General features: G+C 64.1%; 20 protein-coding genes and 1 tRNA gene. 12 read left to right on the top strand and 9 right to left on the bottom strand.

The features are described from left to right. Positions 1-6 precede the first annotated feature (6 nt). On the top strand, positions 7-234 hold the full coding sequence (locus FQV39_RS33200; RefSeq protein ID WP_187639964.1) for a hypothetical protein: 228 nt from the start codon (positions 7-9) through the stop codon (positions 232-234). 26 nt (positions 235-260) lie between these two features. On the opposite strand, the gene FQV39_RS17275 is transcribed toward FQV39_RS33200, so the two are convergent. Next, positions 261-1,523, bottom strand: coding sequence for a polysaccharide pyruvyl transferase family protein (locus tag FQV39_RS17275; RefSeq protein WP_248313426.1), 1,263 nt, complete (start codon positions 1,521-1,523; stop codon positions 261-263). 163 nt (positions 1,524-1,686) lie between these two features. Between FQV39_RS17275 and FQV39_RS17280 the strand changes: the two genes are divergently transcribed. Further along, positions 1,687-3,234: a lipopolysaccharide biosynthesis protein gene (locus FQV39_RS17280; protein ID WP_187639965.1), complete on the top strand. Its 1,548-nt coding sequence runs from the start codon at positions 1,687-1,689 to the stop codon at positions 3,232-3,234. A gap of 2 nt (positions 3,235-3,236) precedes the next feature. Here the strand turns inward: FQV39_RS17280 and FQV39_RS17285 are convergent, their stop codons facing one another. Both FQV39_RS17285 and rfbC read right to left on the bottom strand, forming a co-directional pair. Then, complete coding sequence (locus FQV39_RS17285; protein WP_149131416.1) at positions 3,237-4,562, bottom strand: NAD(P)H-dependent oxidoreductase; 1,326 nt, start codon at positions 4,560-4,562, stop codon at positions 3,237-3,239. A 20-nt stretch (positions 4,563-4,582) separates the two neighbouring features. Then, the gene (rfbC, locus tag FQV39_RS17290; RefSeq protein WP_149131417.1) at positions 4,583-5,167 is read right to left on the bottom strand and encodes a dTDP-4-dehydrorhamnose 3,5-epimerase; all 585 of its coding nucleotides are present in this window, start codon (positions 5,165-5,167) and stop codon (positions 4,583-4,585) included. Between the two features lie 472 nt (positions 5,168-5,639). Here rfbC and FQV39_RS17295 point away from each other — a divergent pair, with 472 nt between their 5' ends. Together FQV39_RS17295 and FQV39_RS33775 are read left to right on the top strand one after the other, a co-directional pair. After that, positions 5,640-6,671 (top strand): NAD-dependent epimerase/dehydratase family protein, encoded by a 1,032-nt coding sequence (locus FQV39_RS17295; RefSeq protein ID WP_210251112.1) that lies wholly within the window; start codon positions 5,640-5,642, stop codon positions 6,669-6,671. A gap of 461 nt (positions 6,672-7,132) precedes the next feature. Then, complete coding sequence (locus tag FQV39_RS33775) at positions 7,133-7,381, top strand: GDCCVxC domain-containing (seleno)protein (RefSeq protein WP_149131418.1); 249 nt, start codon at positions 7,133-7,135, stop codon at positions 7,379-7,381. A 962-nt stretch (positions 7,382-8,343) separates the two neighbouring features. Here FQV39_RS33775 and FQV39_RS17305 read toward each other — a convergent pair. Further along, complete coding sequence (locus tag FQV39_RS17305; RefSeq protein WP_149131419.1) at positions 8,344-8,547, bottom strand: hypothetical protein; 204 nt, start codon at positions 8,545-8,547, stop codon at positions 8,344-8,346. A gap of 748 nt (positions 8,548-9,295) precedes the next feature. After that, positions 9,296-9,371 (bottom strand) — tRNA-Glu (locus FQV39_RS17315). Between the two features lie 347 nt (positions 9,372-9,718). On the opposite strand from FQV39_RS17315, the gene FQV39_RS17320 reads away from it, so the two are divergent. The 5 genes from FQV39_RS17320 (at position 9,719) to FQV39_RS17340 (ending at position 14,646) form a co-directional block, all read left to right on the top strand. Further along, a complete protein-coding gene (locus FQV39_RS17320) occupies positions 9,719-10,480 on the top strand; it encodes a ComF family protein (RefSeq protein WP_248313427.1) in 762 nt (253 codons plus the stop codon). 32 nt (positions 10,481-10,512) lie between these two features. Then, a complete protein-coding gene (gene grxC, locus FQV39_RS17325; protein WP_149133899.1) occupies positions 10,513-10,770 on the top strand; it encodes a glutaredoxin 3 in 258 nt (85 codons plus the stop codon). Positions 10,771-10,868: 98 nt separating this feature from the next. Continuing rightward, positions 10,869-11,342: a DUF1178 family protein gene (locus FQV39_RS17330; RefSeq protein WP_149131421.1), complete on the top strand. Its 474-nt coding sequence runs from the start codon at positions 10,869-10,871 to the stop codon at positions 11,340-11,342. 350 nt (positions 11,343-11,692) lie between these two features. Then, a complete protein-coding gene (locus tag FQV39_RS33205) occupies positions 11,693-12,511 on the top strand; it encodes a cell wall hydrolase (protein WP_187639966.1) in 819 nt (272 codons plus the stop codon). Between the two features lie 146 nt (positions 12,512-12,657). Next, on the top strand, positions 12,658-14,646 hold the full coding sequence (locus tag FQV39_RS17340; RefSeq protein WP_149131422.1) for a protein meaA: 1,989 nt from the start codon (positions 12,658-12,660) through the stop codon (positions 14,644-14,646). 141 nt (positions 14,647-14,787) lie between these two features. On the opposite strand, the gene FQV39_RS17345 is transcribed toward FQV39_RS17340, so the two are convergent. Continuing rightward, complete coding sequence (locus tag FQV39_RS17345) at positions 14,788-15,405, bottom strand: J domain-containing protein (protein WP_149131423.1); 618 nt, start codon at positions 15,403-15,405, stop codon at positions 14,788-14,790. Positions 15,406-15,500: 95 nt separating this feature from the next. Between FQV39_RS17345 and FQV39_RS17350 the strand changes: the two genes are divergently transcribed. Then, entirely contained in the window at positions 15,501-15,773 is a 273-nt protein-coding gene (locus FQV39_RS17350) for a BolA family protein (RefSeq protein WP_149131424.1), read from the top strand. Between the two features lie 6 nt (positions 15,774-15,779). On the opposite strand, the gene FQV39_RS17355 is transcribed toward FQV39_RS17350, so the two are convergent. The 3 genes from FQV39_RS17355 to FQV39_RS17365 form a co-directional block, all read right to left on the bottom strand. Beyond that, positions 15,780-16,976 carry an MFS transporter gene (locus FQV39_RS17355; protein ID WP_149131425.1) on the bottom strand — a complete coding sequence of 399 codons (1,197 nt, stop codon included), beginning with the start codon at positions 16,974-16,976 and terminating at the stop codon, positions 15,780-15,782. Positions 16,977-17,011: 35 nt separating this feature from the next. Then, positions 17,012-18,181 (bottom strand): acetyl-CoA acetyltransferase, encoded by a 1,170-nt coding sequence (locus FQV39_RS17360; RefSeq protein ID WP_149131426.1) that lies wholly within the window; start codon positions 18,179-18,181, stop codon positions 17,012-17,014. A 250-nt stretch (positions 18,182-18,431) separates the two neighbouring features. Further along, positions 18,432-19,337: a DMT family transporter gene (locus FQV39_RS17365; RefSeq protein ID WP_149131427.1), complete on the bottom strand. Its 906-nt coding sequence runs from the start codon at positions 19,335-19,337 to the stop codon at positions 18,432-18,434. 240 nt (positions 19,338-19,577) lie between these two features. On the opposite strand from FQV39_RS17365, the gene FQV39_RS17370 reads away from it, so the two are divergent. Together FQV39_RS17370 and FQV39_RS17375 are read left to right on the top strand one after the other, a co-directional pair. Further along, entirely contained in the window at positions 19,578-21,173 is a 1,596-nt protein-coding gene (locus FQV39_RS17370) for a D-alanyl-D-alanine carboxypeptidase family protein (protein WP_187639967.1), read from the top strand. A gap of 7 nt (positions 21,174-21,180) precedes the next feature. Beyond that, on the top strand, positions 21,181-22,077 hold the full coding sequence (locus FQV39_RS17375) for a DMT family transporter (RefSeq protein ID WP_149131429.1): 897 nt from the start codon (positions 21,181-21,183) through the stop codon (positions 22,075-22,077). Positions 22,078-22,097 lie beyond the last annotated feature (20 nt).

Consider the following 22,097-nt stretch of genomic DNA (forward strand, 5'->3'; position numbering starts at 1 on the left):
GGAAAGGTGGAAGGTTCGGAAAACCTCGGCATCGGGCTGGTCGTCGTGATCCCGCTCTCTCGGCAGCGTTCTCCGGGCGCCCGTTTCAGCACCCTGCTAGAGCATTTTCGAGCGAAGCGGATACCGGCTTGCGTGAAGAAAATACGCCAAAACAATGACTTGGAGCATTTCCGCGATCCGGAGAAACGCGGAAATGCTCCAAGCACGATTGCGGATGGGGACGACGACGAATAAGATCCCCCGTTCCGAGAAGCTCGAGATCATCCAGTTTGTAGAGCTGTCGCATCTTGTAGAGCCGTCGCATCTGCCGGCACGCCGAACGCTCGCTTGTATTGGTCGTCGAGCTCGCCACGAAACTCGAGCACCTTTTGCGCGATTCGGGCTTTGACCTCCCTGGCATCGGCCGTCAAAAGTTCAAACGTTTGGATGAGCGTGTCTGAATCCAGCCCGTGTATGTCCAAACAATATGCCGACATGCCCATTGCGGCCATCAACGATGCGCATTTGTGATGGAATGAAATCGCAATGACCGGCTTGCCGCCGAGCAACGCCAACAGGACGTTATGAAAGCGAGTCGCCACGACAAAGTCTGATACAAGAAGTGCCGAAAATAGGCTTTCCACTGAAGTAACAGGCTCATCAATAATCGCGTTTCCACCTCGTGCTTGCGTGTCTTCGCCCAACGACTGGACAAAATGGTCCCTGGCCGATACGTCCACTGTGTCGCCTATAAGCGGCCTCACGTTGTAACCCTGCGAAATCAGCCACCTGGTGAACCGAGTCAACTTCTCCCAATAGTCCTGGTCTGTCGATGCGCTGGGATTGGGCACGCTGTAATTTCCAGCGTAGGTCATGACTCCTAGACCGATTTCCTGGGCCTTATTTTTGTCCGGCCGCGAGGCCGGGACCGGGAGGCTAAATGCGAGATCAGGGTAGACAGGATCGTGGCTAGCCTTGAACCCAATACTCGCGAGGTATTGGCGGCTCGAAATCTCTCGGTACGAGCGGAAATCGGCCAAGGACAGAGCGGCCTTCACAAAGAACCGGCCAAGTCGGCTATAGAGCGGCCCGGCGCCCACACTCAGAAACAGCAGCCGGCATCCACATAACTTCGCGATCACCGCCCATCTGAAAAGGCCGTAGGGCCCGCACCCCCCCAACCCGAAGACATCCGTGAGTAATCCCGTTCCCGGGATGATCAACATTTCCGCGCGTCTCAGCACCATAATTCCGGAAATGCATCGATGCAGTTCGGTAGGAAACCCGAGGACGACCCTGCGTACGATTCGTCCTAGCGACGTCTTAGGTGTCCAGAACTTGAATAACTCCTGGTTGACCGGAATTGCCTCAACGTCGTCAGCTTTCGTAGCGTTCTCGTGATCATCGGTTATACAAATAAAATTTGCACCAGGGTATAACCGACGAAGATTGTATAAGGCGGCCTGAAGGCTACATTCGTTTCCAAAATTAGTCGAGTTGAAATGACCGAAGAAAGCGATGGTCCCAGGCCCATTCCTGCGCATGGTCTTGCCTTCCAAATATAAACGCCGCTTGACACCAAAACCCCGCAACCGCAGAGTATCGTATCTTCATGTATTTCTCAATCTGATAACTCCTTGAGCGAATATTTGATCCGGTAGGCGTCAGCCGTTTCGAAAGGGCATGCGTTATAAGGGGGGCAGGCTATTGATCGGCAACCGCGATCCCCGGGCGCAGACAGCCATCAACGAGCGCGTGCTTTCCCCCCACCATCTGAGAGACGCTCTCGGGAAACGCACGATCGTCGGGGGAGCCATCGCGGTAGGCGCCCAGCTTGTTCGTTTCGCGCTACAGGTCGCCGGCTCGGCCATGCTTGCACGCCTGCTCGAGCCGAGCCAGTTCGGCCTTGTCGCGATGGGCAGCACCGTGACGGCGTTCATCATCGTTCTGACCGAACTCAATGTCGCGACGGCGGCGGTGCAGCAGGAGAACCTCGACCAGAACACAGCCAGCGCTTTGATGTGGATCGCCTTCGGCATGGGGTTTTTGGCGTTCCTGCTCTCGGCGGCCGCTGCGCCAGCATCACTTTGGTTTTTCGACGACCGACGCCTGCCGCTCGTGGTACTGGGCCTCAGCCTGAACGCCCCGATCTATGCGGTCGGTGCGCTGCACACCGCGCTGCTAACCCGCAATATGCGTTGGCTCGATCTTCAGATCGCCTCGCTCAGCGGCCTTGCGATCAGCCTCGTGGTTGCTGTTATCGCGGCTAAGCTGTTCGCCGCCGGCTATTGGGCGCTCGTCATTCAATCGTGGGTGACGGCGTTTACAACGACAGCGGCAGTCTGGATCCTTTGCCCGTGGCGACCAAGCATTGTGAAAGATTGGTCGGCCGCGAAATCATCACTCAAGTTCGGCTTTCACCTGACTGGCGCGATGATCCTGAACTACTTCCATCAGCAGCTTGACAATATCCTGATCGGCGCACGCTGGGGCTCGGTCGAACTCGGTTTCTATTCGCGCGCGTACAATCTACTCATGATGCCGCTCAACTTTCTGAGCGGGCCGCTAGGCTCTGCCATGATCCCGGCGTTGAGCCGGCTACATCGCGAGCCTGCAAGGTGGCGCGAAGCCTATCTCGACGCATTAGGCGTCATCACCTTCGTAGGCGCCGGGATGGCTGGCATGCTTTATGGAGGCGCGTCGCCCATCGTTGACATCGTGCTCGGCCCGCAATGGCAACCTGTGAAGCTGATCTTCAGCTGTTTGGTGCTCGGCATGCTGGCCTCTGTTCCGATGAGCGCGACCGGCTGGCTCTATATCTCGACCGGTCGAACCGACCGAATGTTCTATTGGAGCCTGATCGGTGTCCCGATCTATGTCACATCGTTCTTGATAGGGCTTCCATACGGCGCCGTGGGCGTAGCGCTGTGTTACAGCATTTCGCGTTACGTCGCGTTCTTTCCTTCGATGTTCATGGCCATCTATCAGACGAACATCACCATTTTCGATATCCTCGCTGTGATCGCCGTGCCGACGCTGACCGGAGCCGCAATCGGCTTCGCGCTCTCGCTGGTGGTCGCCGTTCTCTCGACCGCGCCGGCGCTGGCAGCTATTGCGGCGGCCGGGCTGCTTTACGCAGGGGTTTGTGCCCTCGCAGTGTCGCACCTTCCGGTGTATCGACGCCTGCGAAGCCGCGGCCTTCACACGCTCAACAGCGCCTATGCGCGCCTTTTACGACGCGGGCCGGCCGGCTGAGATCACGCAGCGACCTTGAGCAGATCTTCGAGCCAGGTCTCGCCGCGGAAATGGCGGTATTGCTCGGCGCGAAGCGTGTCGGCGAGTCGCCCGGGCGGCAGGATGACGTCGCCATATGTCAGAACCTCGTCCTTCGCGACGTCGCGAGTGAGGCGGCAACCCGCAACCAAACCTTCGGGCAGATAGCGCTTGGCGCTCATTTCCTCGACATTCACCGCTTCGCCGTAGGTCATGTACATGCCGTAGTCGTCGAGCGTCTCGCCAGCGCTGAGGTCGCGCTTGGCGACCGCGCAAACCTCGACCACCGGACCTCCGAGCGGCGGCGCCAATTCATCTCGGAACAGCACCACGCGCGCAATCGATAGCGGTGTCTCGAAATGCACGAGGTGGTAAGGCGTGAAGAATGAATAGAGCGGCCCTTCACCCATCTTGTAGAGATTGAGGTAGTGCTGCTGCTTTGGATCAGGGTGCTCCGCCAGCACGAAGACTTTGGTGAGGGGGGTACCGACGACATAGTCGACGGCGCCGCCCATCTCTCGCAACTGGTCGATGTCGTAGAGCTTGCCGATGGCCATGACATCGTCGCGGTACTCGCGCCCGCGCGACATGCCCCGTTGAAGCACCTTGAAGCCGGTCGCGTTGGCGACGATGGACTGCTCAAAGCTGATCTTGGAGCCGTCGGCGAAGCTCGTCACCATCGCCGCATTCTGTCCCCAGCGCTCCGCCCAGCCTTTTTGGGTGGTCGGGGTGCGATAGGGATCCTGCAGGCCCTTGATGTTGCCGACGAGGCGGGGCGTCAGACCCAAGCCCCGCACCCAGCGAACCAGGTTCATCTGCACGCCCGGTTCGTCGCCGTCGCAAGCAGAAAGGATGCGTCCATATCTGTGCGCGTGAATCCGCAGGATCGGCCCGATGGTGGCGTCGATCTCGGCGTTCATCAGCACCACGTCTTTACCGTGCCTGAAGGCTTCCAGCACGAGGTGCGCGCCGAACTCGACCGAGCCTGTCGTATCGACCAGCACATCGATCTCCGGAGAGCGCGCCAACAGCATGGCATCTTCCGTTGCCGCCGGCTTACCGGAGCGGATGGTCTCGTCCAACTCCGTTTGGCTGCCGGATAGCTTGATGTCCTCGAACCCGGCATAGGCAAGAACGTTCAGAGCCCGCTCCGGGCGGCGATTGGAGATCGCCGCCACGCGCATGCCCGGCACGGAATGCGCGATCTGGTTCGTGAGCCCCTGGCACATGAATCCCGCGCCGAGAATGCCGACACGGATCGGGTTGTTCTCTTCCGCGCGCTTCTTCAGGGCCGTATCGACAATCAGCATGGCGCTCTACCCCTGTTTCGTCAGCCGGCCACCGACACTGGCTTGGAGCTCATCCTGGCTTTCAGCTCCGCTTCGACCACATCGAACGGCGCAAAAGCTTGATCTTTGGGCGAGATGACCGTCACGGGCAGAGGCCATGTCAGACCCAGGCGCGGATCGTTGTACATGAGCCCGCCTTCAGCGCTCGGCGCATAGAATTCGCCGACCTGATAGCTCGTGTCCGTCTCATCTTCGAGCGCCTGATAACCATGCGCGAAGCGTTCCGGCACGTAGAGCGCGCGGCCGTTCTTCTGGCTCAGTTCAACTTCAATATGTTCCAGGAATGTGGGGCTCTCCGGGCGCAAGTCGACGATAATGTCAAGGATTGACCCGCGCGTGCATCGCACGAGCTTGGTCTCTGCCGCCGGAGGATACTGGAAATGCATGCCCCGCAACGTGCCCTTGCGGATGTTCGAGGCGAGATTGGCCTGCGCGATCGTCGGCTTGAGGCCATGAGCTTGGAATTCGTTCTGGCAGAAGGTCCGTGCGAAGAAGCCTCGTTCATCCTCCCTGCGTTCGAGATCAAGGATGAACGCGCCCACAAGCTTGGTAGCGACAAATTTCAAGGCAGCCCCCCAAGATTCAGTCAAATAACATTGGCGAGCGATCCGTGCGGATCAGACGGAAGACTATAGCAAGCTCCGAAGCTTTGGCCCATAAAAATGATCCGTCGCGACCTAAAAATTGTATGTCGATCTGGCAGCGGGACAAGCTTCCCTTAGGTAAGAAAATCTGCTAGCAAATAGGCTGCGGTTTAGCGGCATGATGATCTGGTTGAGCAGTGCGTCGTGAGGCAGAGGCATACGTGCTTGAGCGGCCAGGGTCTGCGGCTTTGAGGTGCCAGATCGTGCCGATGCGTGAACCTGGCGCCGACCTCTTTTATCTCAGCAACGAAATCCACGATGTGCCGACGCGAATGGGGCGAGCCATTGGCCAACCCGATCGCTGAGGACGAGAGGGCGTGCCGTCATGTGAAAGCGCTTGCGCGCTGATGGCATTGGGAACAGGTTAACTGGTTATGGTGGTTGGGGGCTGGCCATGCGGGTGCTGTTTACTGGAGCGGATGGGTATATCGGCGCGCTTCTTGGTCCTTATCTGATTGAGCAGGGTATCGAAGCCGTTGGACTCGATACCGGCTTTTACCGCCAGGGCTGGCTCTATCCGATGAGAGGGCCGCGTCCGGCAGTCATCACGAAAGATCTGCGCGAAGTCACGGCCGAAGATCTGGAAGGCTTCGACGCGGTCGCGCATCTGGCCGAACTGTCGAACGATCCGTTGGGGCAGCAGGATCCCCAGCTGACGCACGAGATCAATCACGGCGGATCGCTACGGTTGGCGCAACTCGCGCGCAAGGCGGGGATCAAGCGCTTCGTCTACATGTCCTCGTGCTCTGTTTATGGGATCGGCGCCCCGGATCAGATCCTCGATGAAGAGAGCCCGGTTAACCCGCAGACGGCGTACGCGGAATGCAAGGCCAAGGTCGAGCGCGATGTCTCCGCCATGGCCGGCGACGATTTCGAACCTTGCTTCCTGCGCAACGCGACTGCTTATGGCGCTTCGCCGCGCCAGCGTTTCGACATCGTGCTGAACGATCTTTGCGGGCTTGCCTGGACCACGAAGCAGATCAAGCTTCTCTCCGACGGCTCGCCCTGGCGTCCGCTCGTCCATGCGCTCGATATGTGCCAGGCCGTGCATCTATCGCTGACCGCGCCACCTGATCGCATTCGCGGCCAGATCTTCAATGTCGGTTCGAACCAGCAGAATTACCGCGTCATCGAAATCGCCCGTATCGTCGCGAACGAGTTTTCAGGCTGCGAATTGATCGTCGGCGAGCCGAGCGCAGACAATCGCTCCTATCGTGTGAATTTCGATAAGATCGGCCGCGTCTTGCCAACGTTCGAAACGCGCTGGACTGCGGAATCCGGCGCCCGCCAAATGCATGACATATTTGAGCGTATCGCCATGACTGAGGAAGACTTCCGTGCTCCCCCCTATACTCGGCTCAAAATGCTGATGAAGCATCGCCAAAGTGGCCTGCTCGACGACAAGCTGTTCTGGGCTTATCCGTAACATGGCTATTCGGCGACCGCCGGATGTCGCTGCCGTGCTTCTTCGAATCTGAAGCGCAGATCATTCGCGAGTATCCGTCGTCAGGGATTCTGGGCCAAGGGGCGATTGAGCGAACGGAGGCTCTGCCTCCGGTTTCCTGGACCGGTTTTTGCTGGAAGATTCCAATTTAGCAGCACGGGCTGCGAACGGAGTTTTCGGCGTGAAGAAGTCGAAGTTCGCGAGACGCGGATCGCCTTCATCTAGAGCCCTTTGTTTTGTCGCATTTTCTTCACGCGAACCGGTATCCACTTCGCTCGAAAATGCTCTAGCTTTCTGAAGCTATGCCGGCTTCATACCCGTGCGTTGGCGATTTCGCGAACCGAGAGGGCGCCGGCGCTGTATTCCCGCTCGATGGCTTCCCAGGCGGTGGGCTTCCGCTCACTCAACGTCTAAACTCCTGGGGATGAGTGGGGTCGCGAACGATGCTTGACGAACGAACCGAGGCAGGCCCCGAGCTCCAATCAGAGATCACCTGCCCGTCCTGCGGGCATCGTCAGCTGGAGCAGATGCCTTTGGATGCCTGCCAGTTCTTCTATGAGTGCGAAGGCTGTCACACGGTGCTTCGCCCCAAGGCGGGAGACTGCTGCGTGTTCTGCTCCTATGGGACGGTGCCATGCCCACCGGTGCAGATGGGTGGCCCGAACAGTGCCTGTGGTTGCTGCGCCGGTTGAATAGCCGGGCAGCCGGATCACCCAAGGCTGGCGCCCGGCGCCGCTTGGCCGAGGCCGGATGGTACACCCGGGACGCTGATCAGCAACGCCTTGCGCGAGCCGCCGTTACCCAGCTGGAGCACGCAGCGGGAACAAACATTCCCAAACCCAACCTGAGAGGTTTGGGGAGGAAGCCCAAAAACGATGGAGGATCAATGCGCCAGCAAGAAGAATGGCGCTCCCTAGCGAAGCCAAAGAGCCAAGTGATAACAAGCAGTTAGCGAAAAGTGGGACGAAAAATCTTCCCATGAAATCGTTACGTATTCTTTCGTCACTGTCCCACTGATTTTTGCCCCCTACCCCGCCCGCGATCCGCCGGCGGGTTCGCGCCCTTATGGGCATAACGTCCGTGGAGGACACATTTGATCATCACCGCATTTTGGCCAGCCCCACCGGGCGGGCCGACCCTTGGCCATTTCGACGTTCAGATAAGCGACGGGTTCGCGCGGCTTGTCCGTCATGTGCTCTCAACGGAAGGAAGGGATCAACAGCCAACGATACCGCGTCGTATGCGAGCGACGGAGCTACCCCGCTGATCCGTCCACAGCGACTTCACCCCCACGGGGGGCGCCTCGCGGTTGGCCACCGCCGGCCCCGTGACCGGCCGGGTAATCGAGTGCGACTGCTAACACAGGAATCCGCCTCGCGCGCGCGATTCGCGTAGCGCGCGAGAGCTATTCGCTCGCAGATGTAGCTTTGCGGCGGAATTTCACGACATTCGTGTGAGGCGCAGCATTTTCCACGCCTTTGACCGCATCCAGCACGAGTTCAATAGCCTTTCGAAGGCGCTCGTCGTCTGATTGCGTGCCCGTAAGGCAAAGGAAGGCACTCGTGAGAAGAGCACGACACTTCTTGTAGTCCGAGGCGATAATGTACTGCGTCATGTTCATAGGCTGGACCTGGCGGCGTTGTATATTCGTGACCTACGAGGCCGAGTTGAGCGGCTTCGGTTGAGATGCATCGGGGCGCTGTGTTGACTTCTTGTCTTCTGCGGCGAGCTTCTCTTGCCGGAGCTTCTTCTTGGCCTGCGCCAGGCTCGAAATGAAACGCAGATGGTTTCGCTTTGACTTCATCAATGCCCTGCGCGGTTCAAATTGGGCCAGCTTGCCCGCAGTAGTGGAGAACACCGCAAGGTCGGGGCCAATGAGGGCGGGATCAGCCTGCGAGCATGCGCGCGAGAGCCTAGTGGTCGGTGCGCATATCTCTTCGGCAGAATTTGACGATGTTCGAAGGAGCCGCAGCGATCTCCGCTTTGGATATGTTGACCAGCACTGCTTCGATAGCCTTCCGCAGGCGTTCGTCTTCCGCGGTCTGTCCAGTTAGACAGAAAAACGCGCTTAGCAGATGGACGGTAGCCTCGTCATAGTTCGAGTTGGAACGCCCTCGGCTGTACTTCGACGGCATGGTGGCCCCACGTGGTGCATTGATGTTTCAGAACGGGCCGGCACAGTCATAGCGGGCAGGAAAGCGCAAAACGCAGGCCGGGGTTCTGTCAAAAGACATGATGGCAACCCGGGGCTGGGCGGATCGCTGCGGCGCCTGTTTACGACCGCGCCCGCGGCGATCTCACGCCCAACTGAATCGGGATCTTTGATTTTTTTGATTTCCTAAGGGCTGCGGAGCGCGCTCACGGCTTGCGCAAGGCCATCGCCGCGAGGCTCGCGGAGAGCCAAGCCACGGCCCACGAACCAATGTCGGTCACAGGACACAAAACACTTGAGGAGGTCGAACGCTACACCCGTGCAGCATGCAAGCCGCGGATGGCAGATTCAGCGATGATGAAGCTTCAGGCCGGCTCAATCATTGTCCCGCCGGATTCTGAGTTGGGACAAGACGCGGAAAAAAGCCTTATAAAACAGGCTCATTTGGCGGGAATGGCGCTCCCTAGGGGACTCGAACCCCTGTTTTCGCCGTGAGAGGGCGACGTCCTAGACCGCTAGACGAAGGGAGCAGCGCCGGTCGTGGGCGTCTCTGTAGTCGGAGCATCGCGCCGCCGCAACTGCTTTTTTGTCGCCGTCCCGACAAAAATCCTTGAACCAGCCCGATGCATTTCGATCGCCCGGCAGGCAGCCCGGCCCTTCCAGGCGGATCATGCCCCGGGCGGAGACGATCGGATCACCCCGCCCGATTGCCGGCGCGATCGATGTGCTGCCCTCGCGGCAAGACGGCGTGAGCCGCGCAGGCAACGACCAAACAGATCTTGCAAGCCTCCCGACGAGGTTGAAAACTGTCGGAGTGGCCTGGGGGGAGCGTTTGGTGGGCGGAGGCGAGCAGCGACGAGACCTGCCCTTCGCCGTCTTGCAGCGCGGCCGCCTTGCTTTCCGGGCCGGTCTCCGCGGCCTCATCTCGATCGTGTACCCTCCGGTCTGCATCGCCTGCCAGGCCGCGACCGGCGAGGCGCAGGCGCTCTGCCCAGCCTGCTGGGGCGGCATCGGCTTCATCGAGCGGCCTTATTGCGAGCGGCTCGGCACGCCCTTTGCGGTCGATCTCGGTCCCGGCCTGCTCTCGCCGGCCGCGATCGCCGACCCACCGGTCTTCACGCGGGCCCGTGCCGTCTGCCGCTTCGACGGCACGGCACGCGAACTGGTGCATCGCCTGAAATATGGCGACCGCATCGAACTGTCCCTGACGCTCGGGCGCATGATGGCGCAGGCAGGTCGCGAGTTGCTCGGCGAGGCGGAGATCGTCGCGCCCATCCCGCTCCACCGCACGAGGCTCTGGAGCCGGCGCTTCAACCAGGCCGCCGCGCTCGCCGGCGTCGTCGCGCGCCAAGCGAAGCTTCCGCTGGCGCCAAACCTGCTCGCCCGCGTCAAGCGGACGCGCCAGCAGGTCGGACTCACCCGCTCGCAGCGCGCCGACAATCTGCAGGGCGCGTTCCGGGTGCCGGACGCGATGCGTCCGCAGGTCGAGGGCCGGCGCGTCCTCCTGGTCGACGACGTGCTGACGACCGGCGCGACCGCCAATGCCGCCGCCCGGGCGCTGTTGCGGGCCGGCGCCCGCGATGTCGACATCCTGACCTTCGCACGGGTCGTGACGGATGGCCGGGAAGGCACTACATGAAGGCTAAGCGTCTTATCGAGAGTTCTCAGCCCATGCCGCCGGTCACGATCTACACCACCTCCTGGTGCCCCTATTGCAAGGCCGCCAAGGCCCTGCTGACCCGGAAGGGCGTCGCCTTCTCGGAGATCGATGTCGACGGCGAGCCGGAACTGCGGCAGGCCATGACGGCACGGGCAGGCGGGCGTACTTCGGTGCCACAGATCTTCATCGGCGAGCGCCATGTCGGCGGCTCCGACGATATCCACGCCCTCGATGCCCGCGGCGAACTCGACGGGCTGCTGGCGGCCTGAAGCAACACAGGGTTCTTGCCTGCCCTGTTAGGCCCAGCCTGCAGCGCTCCTTGCGTGCCGATTTGCCTTGGTGGCACGGCGCCACCATCTAAGATGACATGATCCGCTACACACTCATCTGCGACAACGGCCACGAATTCGACAGCTGGTTCTCGTCCTCAACCGGCTTCGAGGATCAGGTGAAGCGCGGCTTGGTGAGCTGTCCGATCTGCAACAGCGCCAAGGTCGAGCGCGCGATCATGGCGCCCAATGTCGCGCGCACCGATCTCGCTCCCCGGGCGGCCGAGCCCTCACCGGACGCTTCTGCCTCCGCTGCCGCACCAGCCCCGGTCGCGCTGATGAGCGACAAGGAGAAGGCTTTCCGCGAGATGCTGAGCGCGCTGCACCAGCACGTTCACGAGAATGCCGAGCATGTCGGAGAGCGCTTCGCCGACGAGGCGCTGAAGATCCATCATGGCGAGGCGGAATCCCGCGCCATCTATGGCGAGGCAACGGCCGACGACGCCCGCATGCTGCATGAGGAAGGCGTCGACTTCCTGCCGCTGCCGCGCTTGCCTAGCACGCGGAACTGAAGTCTCCGGCCGGACCGATACGCGCCTCCTTCGGGCTACAGCGGCAATGCAGATAAAAATTCGGAACCGGGGACGCCCGGTTTTGCGTTCTATGGCAAGGCGTTAAATCAAGGGCCGGCGGAGAGAGACATCCGCCGGGGAAAGCTTTGCGCGCCTCGGCCCTTCCTTCCCGGATTAACTTTCTGTTAAGGGTTTCGGGTTTCTTTGCCGGTGATCCCGGTGCGCCCCCCGGCTGCCCATGATCCCGATACTGAGGAGGTTGCCGCATGAAGCGGGCCGCGATCGCTGCGCATGGTCTCCGTTCTGGCGGAGTTTTCCGGTACGGCGGACGCGGATCGATCCCGATTCTGATGGCTCTCCTCGCGCCGGCCCTGGGCGCCTGCAGCATGTCGCCGGTCGAGACGGCCGCGGTCTCCGCGCCGACGACGAAGGAACCGACTGCTGCGCGCAAGCGCGCCGTCGCGCTGGCCAAGGCCGATCCGCGCGAAAAGGAATGCCTCGTCCGCGCGATGTATTTCGAATCGAATCGGTCGAGCGAAGCCGGCCTGCTCGGCGTCGGCACGGTCGTGATGAACCGGGTCGAATCGGCGCGCTACCCCGAGACGATCTGCGGCGTGGTCGGGGCTCCCCGTCAGTTCGCCTCCGGCGTGCTGACGCGCCCGATGCCGGAAAAGACCCTGCCGAAGATCGAGGCTATCGCCGAGGACATCCTCAATGGCCGCCGGAACGAATCGGTCGGATCGGCCAAGCACTTCCATATGGCTGGCATGCGCTTCGGCTACGCCAACATGCACTACGTGACCGTGGCCGGCGGCAACGCCTTCTATCTCAAGGGCGAGCGCCCCGAGCGCAGGCGGATCGAGGAGCCGACGATCCAGCTCGCATCGGCGTCCACCTCCGCGCCTCTTGCGACCACCGTCTCGACCGCCTCCACCTCCTTCGCCTCGGCGCCGCTTGCCTTCGCTCCCGAGACGGCGGCACCCAAGCTCGTTACGCTCCAGACGCCAGCGGTCATGCTCGTCAAGAACGCGCCGCTGCCGCCGGGCCGGCCGCTCGATCTCGATCTGCCGAAGGCCTCCGCCCGCGCGTTCGTCACGCCTCCGAAGGCCGACAACCGCCTGGCGCTTCTGCCGGCTTCCGAGATCAGGGGCAGCCTTTCCTCGCGATAGGCGCCCGGGGCCAGCGCAGCCCTGTGCGAACTCCTACCGACGTCCGAATTGCGTCCGTCTAACGTCGTAGGCGACATCGTCGAAGCTCTGGCGTTATCTTCGCCGCAGTGCAACATTGAGATTGCTCTGCAATACGGGGAGACGCCATGACCGCGACGAAGCTTGGCGGCCTGCAGACGGGCCCGCGCGACAAGCCCTGGATCTTCCGCACCTATGCGGGCCATTCGGACGCGGCTGAGTCCAACCGGCTCTACCGGACCAATCTCGCCAAGGGCCAGACGGGCCTGTCCGTCGCCTTCGACCTGCCGACGCAGACCGGCTACGATCCGGACCATGTGCTGGCGCGCGGCGAGGTCGGCAAGGTCGGCGTGCCCGTGAGCCATCTCGGCGACATGCGGGCGCTGTTCGACCAGATCCCGCTGGCGCAGATGAACACCTCGATGACGATCAACGCGACGGCGGCCTGGCTGCTCTCGCTCTACATCGCCGTCGCCGATGAGCAGGGGGCCGACCGCAAGCTGCTGCAAGGCACGACGCAGAACGACCTCGTCAAGGAATACCTCTCGCGCGGCACCTATGTCTTCCCGCCGCGTCCCTCGATGCAGCTCACCACCGACATCGTCGTCTTCACGGCCAGCGAGCTGCCGAAGTGGAACCCGACGAATGTCTGCTCCTACCATCTGCAGGAGGCCGGGGCCTCGCCGGTGCAGGAATTGTCCTTCGCGCTGGCGACGGGCATCGCCCTGCTGGATTCGATTCGCGCCCGGCCTGAGGTCAGCGCGGAAGAATTCCCCGGCACCGTCGGGCGCATCTCCTTCTTCGTGAATGCCGGGATGCGCTTCGTCACCGAACTCTGCAAGATGCGGGCTTTCGTCGAGCTCTGGGACGAGATCACATTAGGTCGGTATGGCGTTACCGATGAGGCGATGCGGCGGTTCCGCTATGGCGTGCAGGTCAATTCGCTGGGGCTGACCGAGCCGCAGCCGGAGAACAACGTCTACCGCATCCTGATCGAGATGCTCGCCGTGACGCTGTCGAAGAAGGCGCGCGCGCGAGCGGTGCAGCTGCCGGCCTGGAACGAGGCGCTCGGCCTGCCCCGCCCCTTCGACCAGCAATGGTCGCTGCGCATGCAGCAGGTGCTGGCCTATGAGACCGACCTGCTCGAGTTCGGCGATATCTTCGACGGCTCGACCGCGATCGATGCCAAGGTCCGCGAGCTCAAGGAAGCGGCGCTGGAGGAACTCGCCAAGATCGACGACATGGGCGGCGCTCTCGCCGCCGTCGAGACCGGCTACATGAAGCAGGCACTGGTCGAGAACGGGGCGCGGCGCATCGAGGCGATCGAGCGCGGCGAGCAGGTCGTCGTCGGCGTCAACAAATTCACCAACAGCGAGCCCTCCCCGCTGTCCGCAGGCGACGGCGCCGTCGTCACCGTGCCCGATTCGGTCGAGACCGAAGCGATCGCCCGCCTCAAGGCCTGGCGCTCGGCGCGCGACGCCAGGGCGGCTGAGGCGGCGCTCGCCGAGCTCGCGGCAAGCGCCCGCGAGGGCCGCAATGTCATGCCGGCCTCGATCGCCTGCGCCAAGGCCGGCGTCACCACCGGCGAATGGGCGCAGACCCTGCGCGAGATCTTCGGCGAGTACCGCGCCCCCACCGGCGTGGACACCACGAAGCTTGGCGACGCCACCGGCCTCGCCACCGCCAAGGCAGCCGTGGAGAAGGCGACCGAGCGCCTCGGCCGTCCGCCGCGCTTCCTCGTCGGCAAGCCCGGCCTCGACGGGCATTCGAACGGCGCCGAGCAGATCGCCGTGCGCGCCCGCGATGCCGGGATGAATGTCAGCTATGGCGGCATCCGTCAGACGCCGGAGGAGATCGTGACCCAGGCCCGGGAGAGCGAAGCCGACATCATCGGGCTCTCGATCCTCTCCGGCTCGCATCTGCCGCTGGTGCGCGACGTCACAGCGCGCCTGCGCGTCGCCGGCATGAACGTCCCGGTCGTGGTCGGCGGCATCATCCCGCCCGACGACGAGAACGCCTTGCGCAACATGGGCGTGGCAGCGGTCTATACGCCGAAGGATTTCGCGCTGGACGGCATCATCGCCGATGTCGCGGGGCTGACGGCGAAGAAGGGGTAGCCGTCATCCCGTGCGCGCTGCGGCGTGTAACGCCGCTGCGCAGATGCGGGACCGCGCGAGGAGAAGGCGCCTCACTCTGCCGACGGTCCCGTGTCTGCGCAGCAGCACTGCGTGCCGCAGCGCGCACGGGATGACCCCGCCCTAAACCATCCCCACGCTCTTCAACTGCTGATAGGCCTTCAGGATCTCCTGAAGCGTGCCTTCGCGCGAGCGGTCGCCGCCATTGGCGTCCGGGTGGAAGCGCTTCACCAGCTCCTTGTAGCGCGCCTTGATCGCGGCGGAGTCGGCGGTGTCGTCGAGGCCGAGCGTATCGAGCGCCTTGCGCGCGACGACGCCGACGCGCGCTTCCGGCTGCGCCGCCTGCTGCTTGGAGCGCGCACCGAACAGGTTGAAGGCGTCGTGCATGTCGGGGCCGGCCTCGCCGTTGCGAAGACGCCCGCGCTGCGACATGCGCGCAGCCTGCGAGTTGACGCCGAGCTTCCAGGTCGGCCGGTGGCCGATCTCCTCCTGCTTCTGGTAGGCGGCGAGCGCGTCGTCGTCCATGCCGGCGAAGTAGTTGTAGGTCGCGTTGTAGGCCTTCACATGCTCCTTGCAGAACAGGAAGAACTGGCCCTCGCGGCCGCGCCCCTTCGGCGCGCGGAATTCACCGGCGCGCGCGCAGCCCGGATGGTCGCAACGCGGCGCATCGCTGTCCACGACCGCTTCCGCCTCGGAAGAGCCGATCCTGATGCTGTCGAAAAGGCGCGAGTTGATGTTCATCGTCGACGGTTTATGAGACGCAGGGCTCGGGCCGGCAAGTGCGATGCAACACACCGCCGAACCGATAGGACAATCATCGCAACGGTGGCACGATCATGACCGCAATCGCTGAAAGAATCACGCGAAAGCTGACCGAAGCCTTTGCGCCACAGGAATTGAAGGTGATCGACGAGTCGCACCAGCATCAGGGCCATGGCGGCTGGCGCGAGGGCGGCGAGACTCACTTCCGCGTCAATATCGTGTCGGAAGCTTTCGCCGGCAAGAGCCGGCTCGAGCGCCACCGCCTCGTCAATGCGGCGCTGGCGCAGGAGCTGGCCGACCGGGTCCACGCGCTGGCGATCGCGGCAAAGGCACCCGGCGAGGCCTGAGCGCGCTCACCACTTCACCGGCTTGGGCGGCGCGAGCGCGTAGATCGCGACCGAGACCAGCAGCAGCGCGGCGAAGGCCCAGTGCAGATTGGCGAAGGTCCTGGCGGCGTCGAGCCCGGCCGCGCGCTGCTCGGCGATGAACCAGCCGGAGGCCGACTGCACCGCCGCGGCGCCGGCGATGAAGAGGAAGTTCACGAAGGTCATGCCGCGCCCGATCAGGTGCTCGGGGAAGAACTGCCGCGCATGCGCCATCAGGATCGCGTAGGTGAAGCCTGCCGCCCCGATCAGCGAGAACAGCGCGACCGCCGTCAGATGCGAGTTCTGCCCGCTCAGCGCCAGCAGCACGAAGCCGAGCGCGGTCAGCAGCGTTCCCCAGGTCACGATCGCCTTGGCCCGCCCGGTGCGGCTTTCCAGCCAGCCATAGATGAAGGCGCCAACGATCATGGCGGCCGCCATCGTCGTTGCCGCATGACCGGCCGCGACGGCGTCGAAGCCATGGACCTGCGTCATGAACGGGCCAATCCACAGGCCGCGCGCCGTGGCAACGATGGCGTAGCCCGTGATGGTCAGTGGCGCGAGCAGCCAGAGCGGCTTGAGCGCCAGAATGCTGGCGAGCCCCTGGAGCAGCCCTTCGTCCGGCGCGGCGGAGGCCGGGCGCGGCGGCGGATCGCGCACGAGCATCACGGCCAGGACGGTCGCGGCCAGGAAGGCGGCGGCCATGGCGGTCATGGCCCCGCGCCAGCCGAAATGCGCCGCAACAATGGCGAGCGGCGCAGCGCCAGCGATGTTGCCGAGCGAGCCCAGCGCAATGAACAGCGAGGTCAAGAGCCCGAAGCGCACGGGCGCCGCCGTGCGGGCGAAGAGGAAGAGCGAGGACATGAAGACCGGCGAGCAGCCGATGCCGATCAACGCCATGGCGATGCCGGCCGATAGCGGGCCGCTCGCCTGCGCAAACAGGAAGGCGCCGGCCGAACCGATCGCCATCGCGACCGCCACCGTCCGGCGCGGCCCGACCCGGTCGAGCGCCCAGCCAACCGGGAACTGCGCCAGCGCGAAGGCGATGAACCAGGCGGCACCGAGCAGGCCAAAGGCAGCCGGGCCGATGCCGAGATCGGCCATCACCGGCCCGGCGATCACGCTCAGGAAGGAGCGGTAGAAGATCGAGAGGATGTAGGCCGGCAGAAGCGCGATAAAGACGGTCACGTCGAAAAATCCGCTTCTGCCCGAGGCTTACAGGATCACTTGATCCGTTCGAGCACGGAGACGTAGTTCGCGACTGCCGCCCCGCCCATGTTGAAGATGCCACCGAGGCGCGGCTCGCTGAGCTGCATGCCTTCCGGCGCTTCGCCGGTGAGCTGCATCGCCGACAGCACATGCATCGAGACGCCAGTGGCGCCGATCGGATGGCCCTTGGCCTTGAGGCCGCCGGAGACGTTGACCGGCAGCTTGCCGTCCTTCTGCGTCCAGCCTTCCTTGATGGCGCGGGCGCCGTCGCCTTCCTTGGTCAGGCCCATCGCCTCGTATTCGATCAGCTCGGCGATGGTGAAGCAGTCATGCGTCTCGACGAAGGAGAGGTCGTCGAGGGTCACCCCGGCCTGGGCCAGCGCCTTCTGCCAGGCGAGCGCCCCGCCCTCGAACTTCAGGATGTCGCGCTTCGACATCGGCAGGAAGTCCTGGACATGGGCCATGCCGCGGAAGCCGACGGCGCGGCGCATCTGCAGCGCGGTCTCCTCGTCGGCCAGCACGAGCGCGGCGGCGCCGTCCGAGACCAGCGAGCAGTCGGTGCGCTTCAGCGGCCCGGCGACAAAGGGGTTCTTCTCGCTCTCCTCGCGGCAGAAGGCGTAGCCGAGATCCTTGCGCATCTGCGCATAGGGGTTCTCGACGCCGTTCTTGTGGTTCTTGGCCGCGATCATCGCGAGCGCATCGGACTGGTCGCCGTGCCGCTGGAAATAGCCGGCGGCGATCTTGCCGAAGACGCCGGCGAAGCCGGCTGGCGTGTCGCCGTCCTCCGGCAGATAGGAGGCTTTCAGCAGGTTCTTGCCGATCTCCGGCCCCGGCGTCTTGGTCATCTGCTCGACGCCGACGACGAGCACGATCTTGGCCGCCCCCGCCTTGATCGCCCGCGCACCCTGATGGACCGCGGCCGAACCGGTGGCGCAGGCATTCTCGACACGCGTGGTCGGCTTGAAGCGCAGCGCCGGATCGGCCTGGAGGACCAGCGAAGCGGTGAAGTCCTGGGCCGAGAAGCCGGCGTTGTAATGGCCGAGCACGATCTCATCGACCTGATCGGCGGTGATGCCGGCATCGACCAGCGCATCGGTCGCGACCCGCACGATGAGACTTTCGACGGTTTCGGCATCCTGCTTGCCGAATGGCGTATGTGCCCAGCCGACGATTGCAGCGCTCATGACGGTTCTCCCTCTAATGTGCAGCTACACGTTATCTTGGCAGCCTTGCGCCGTCCGGCAAGCCGGTATCCGTGCATGATCGCCGTGCGCGGATCGGCTGGCTAGCCCTGCTTCCAGCACTAGAGCACGCGCCGATCAGATTGTAGTGCAATCTGATCGGGTCACGCGTTCTCTATCAATATGTTAGAGACGGATTCACCGATCAGGTTGATTCAACCTGATCGGATCCGGCTCTAGCCGGCCCCAGCATTCACTGCAATGCCACCGAGAGCAGCAGCCCGACCCCGCCAACGATCATCGCCATGCCAAGTATTTCGCGCCGGCTGGTGCCTTCGGCGAAGAGGCGGCGCGAGGCGATCTGCGCCAGCGGCACCTCGATCAGCGCCAGCGTGCGGACATTGGCGGCGGTGGTCAGCGAGAAGCCGATGAACCAGAACTGCGAGGCGGCGGCACCCAGAAAGCCGGCCGAGAGCGAGCGGCGCCAGTTCTTCAGGCTCTGGAACAGGGCATCGCGATTGGCGGCGAGCAGGTAGAAGGTGAGGAGCAGCGTCTGCAGGCCGAGGCCAAGCACGAGAATGGTCGAGGCACGGATCAGGAAGCTGCCTTCCGGCAGTGCCTGGATGCCACCCCGGAAGCCGATCGCCGAGAGGGCGAAGAAGGCGCCGGAGACGATGCCGAGCACGGCCGGGCGCAGGTCAGCGCGGGTCAGTTTCTCGCCAGGCTTCCAGGAGACGACGATCACGCCTGCCGTCGCGATCGCGATGGCGAGGAATTTCAGCGGCGTCAGCGCGTCGCCGAGGAGTGTCGCCCCGAACAACGCCACCTGAACCGGCTCGGTCTTGGTGTAGGCGGTCGTCACCGCGAAGGAGCGCTCGCGCATCGCCGCCAGCATCAGCGCGGTCGCCGCGATCTGTGCGAGCGCGCCCCAGAGCGTATAGCCGAGGGAAGCCATGCCGATGGCGGGCGGCAGGCGTTCGAGGCCGATGCAGGCCAGGATGAGGAAGAGCGCGGCGAAGGGCAGGCCGAAAAGGAAGCGCACCTGCGTGGCGCCGACGACGCCGATGATGTCGGTGAGGGAGCGCTGTGCCAGATTGCGGGCAGTCTGCAGCAGCGAGGCGAAAATCGTCGCCGGAATCCAGAGAAGGCCGAACGCCACGGTAAGCCTCGGGAAAGAAAAAGGGCGTAGCGTTTTGGACTGACGCCCCCTGTCTAGGCAAATCGCTCCGCAAGGGGTAGGTATGCATTTGCCGGCTGGCAAATGCGCTGGCTGTCTCGAAATTGCCGCATGCGTTGCGTTGAAAGCTGCGCGTCCCGCTTCTCCAGAACTGCACCCACCTCGACTACCGTTCCCCTGCGTCTCGTCAGTTCCCGTCAAGACAGGTTCAAAGACCCGCCGATGACCCTCTCTCGCTTTGCCGCCGCCCTCGCCCTCAGCTTCGTCGCAACGGGCCCCGCCCTCGCCGGAGCGAGTCTGGTCGTCGATGCATCGAGCGGTGCGGTGCTCTCCAGCGAGAACGCGACGCAGGCCTGGCGCCCGGCCTCCACCACCAAGATGATGACGATCTATCTCGCGCTGAAGGCGGTGCGGGACGGGCGCCTCGGGCTGGAGACCGCCATCCCGGTTTCGAAGCTCGCCGCCAGCCAGCCGCGCGTGAAGGTCTATGCCCGGCCCGGGCAGGAGATCACGCTCGACAACGCGCTGCGCATCATGATGGTGAAATCGGCCAACGACATCGCCTATGTCGTGGCCGAGGGCGTCGGCGGCGATGTCCCGACCTTCGTCGGCATGATGAACGCCGAAGCCCAGCGCCTCGGCATGCGCGACAGCAATTTCGTCAATCCCAATGGCTGGGACCATCCCGACCAGCAGAGCAGCGCGCGTGACCTCGCCGTGCTCGCCATGGCGCTGCTACACGACTTCCCGCAATATTCGGACTACTGGAACACTTCGGCCGTCCAGCTCGGCAAGCAGGTGATGCAAAACACCAATGGCCTGGTGGGCCGCTACGCCGGCATCGAAGGCATGAAGACCGGCTTCACCTGCGCCTCCGGCTTCAACGTCGTCGCGACGGCCAGCCGCGGCGGCAAGACCCTGATCGCCGTGGTGCTCGGCTCGGTTTCCGGCGTCGAGCGCACCGTCAAGGCCGCACAGCTCCTCGACGACGGCTTCAGCCGTTGGGGGGGAGGAGGCTACACTCTCGCTTCCATGTCACCCAGCGGCACGCGCGCCCCCAACATCTGCGACGACGTTCGCCATCGTGGCGGCGGCGTGGCGCTGGCCGATGATGCCGATATCTCCGGCCCGATCGCCGCTTCCGCAGCCGCCGGCGGCAATGATTCCGATGGCGGCCGGTTCGCGACCTTCACGACACAGTCGGCCGGACCGGTCGCGACACGCTCGCCGCGCGGGCGCGTCGTTCTCGGCCAGCGCGCGCAGGTCGCGCCCGTTCAGGTCTCCTTCGGTCGCACCGCCGGCTCGGCCAGCGCTCCGCTCGCCGCCAATGTCACGGCCCAGCCGGAAACGCGCGTCGCGCGCGGCACGGCCCCGACGATCGAGCCGGGCGCGCCCGTCGCCGCCGGGCTGGTTGGCGCGCCGGGCCGCCGCACGGCGTCGAACAATGGTGCGATCCCGCGCGGCACCACCGCTTTCGCCCCGGCCGATACCCCGGTCCAGCCGTCCTCCGATGCGTTCGAGGCCGGCCCGCTGCGGCTTCAGGGCGCGGTCCAGCGCGGCGCCGCGAATGCTGCGAGCCTGCGCCTGGGCGCTGCCGCCGGCATCAAGGCCGCTCCCCGCAACGCCAAGACACAACCGGCCAAGGCGCAGGCGGCCAAGACCCAGCCCGCAAAGACCCCGGCAGCCAAGCCACAGCCGGGCAAGGCGCCCGCCAGCACGAGCGCACTGCCCAAGCCCCGGCCGTCGCAGGCCGCCGTGAAGCCGCAGGCCGACAAGCCCGCGGCCAAGGCGAAGGCCAAGCCCGCCAGCGACGCCTGAGGCCTGATTGGACGCGGGGCAGGCGAACGCACGTCACGGGCTGCTGCTGGCCTTCGCCTCGGCGGCCGCCTTCGGCACCAATATCGTCAGCGCGCAGATCGCCGGGCAGGTCGGCCTCAGCGGCCCGTTGCTCGTCTTCTACCGCGTCCTGCTGATGCTGATCCTGGTCGGCGGCGCGGCGCTGGCCTGGCGCTGCTCCCTCAATCTCGCCCGCGACGAACGGCAGCCCGTCCTGCTCTTCGGCCTCGCGACCGCGCTCGTCGGCACGGCCTATCTCTCCTCGGTCAGCTTCGTGCCCGTCTCGGTCGCGGCCGTGGTGTTCTACACCTTTCCGATCCTGATCGTGCTGACCGAGCCGCTATTCACGCCAGCGCCCTTCCGGGCCGACCGGTTCACTGTCGCGCTCCTGGCCTTCCTCGGTGTCGCGCTGGTCGTCGGCCCCGACCTGCATGGGCTCGATCCGCGCGGGCTTGCCCTCGCCTTCCTCGCCAGCCTCAGCGCCACCGCGCAATTCTTCGCCGCCGCACGCTGCGCCCAGGTCGCGACGCTGCCGAAGCTGTTCTGGTCGCATATCGTCATCCTGCCGGTCACGCTGGCGATCCTCCTGATCACCGGCGGCCTGCTGCCGCCGCAGACCTTCCTGCTCGCGCCGATCGCGGTTGCCATCACCTATGGCGGCTACGTCATCGGCTTCCTCTTGCAGATCCTGGCGCTCGCGCGCATCGCGCCCGGGCCGGCCGGCCTTGCCTTCTGCGCCGAGCCGGTTTTCGCCGTGGCGATCGCGGCCATCGTGCTCGCCGAGCGGCTGGGGCCACTGCAATATGCCGGCGGCGCCCTTGTCATCGTCGCGCTGGTCATTAATGTAATAGTAGAACATTCAAGGCGGAGCGTCGTGCCCGCTTGAAGGCGGATTGCCGTGCGTCG

This window comes from Bosea sp. F3-2 (assembly GCF_008253865.1).
GTDB lineage: Bacteria > Pseudomonadota > Alphaproteobacteria > Rhizobiales > Beijerinckiaceae > Allobosea.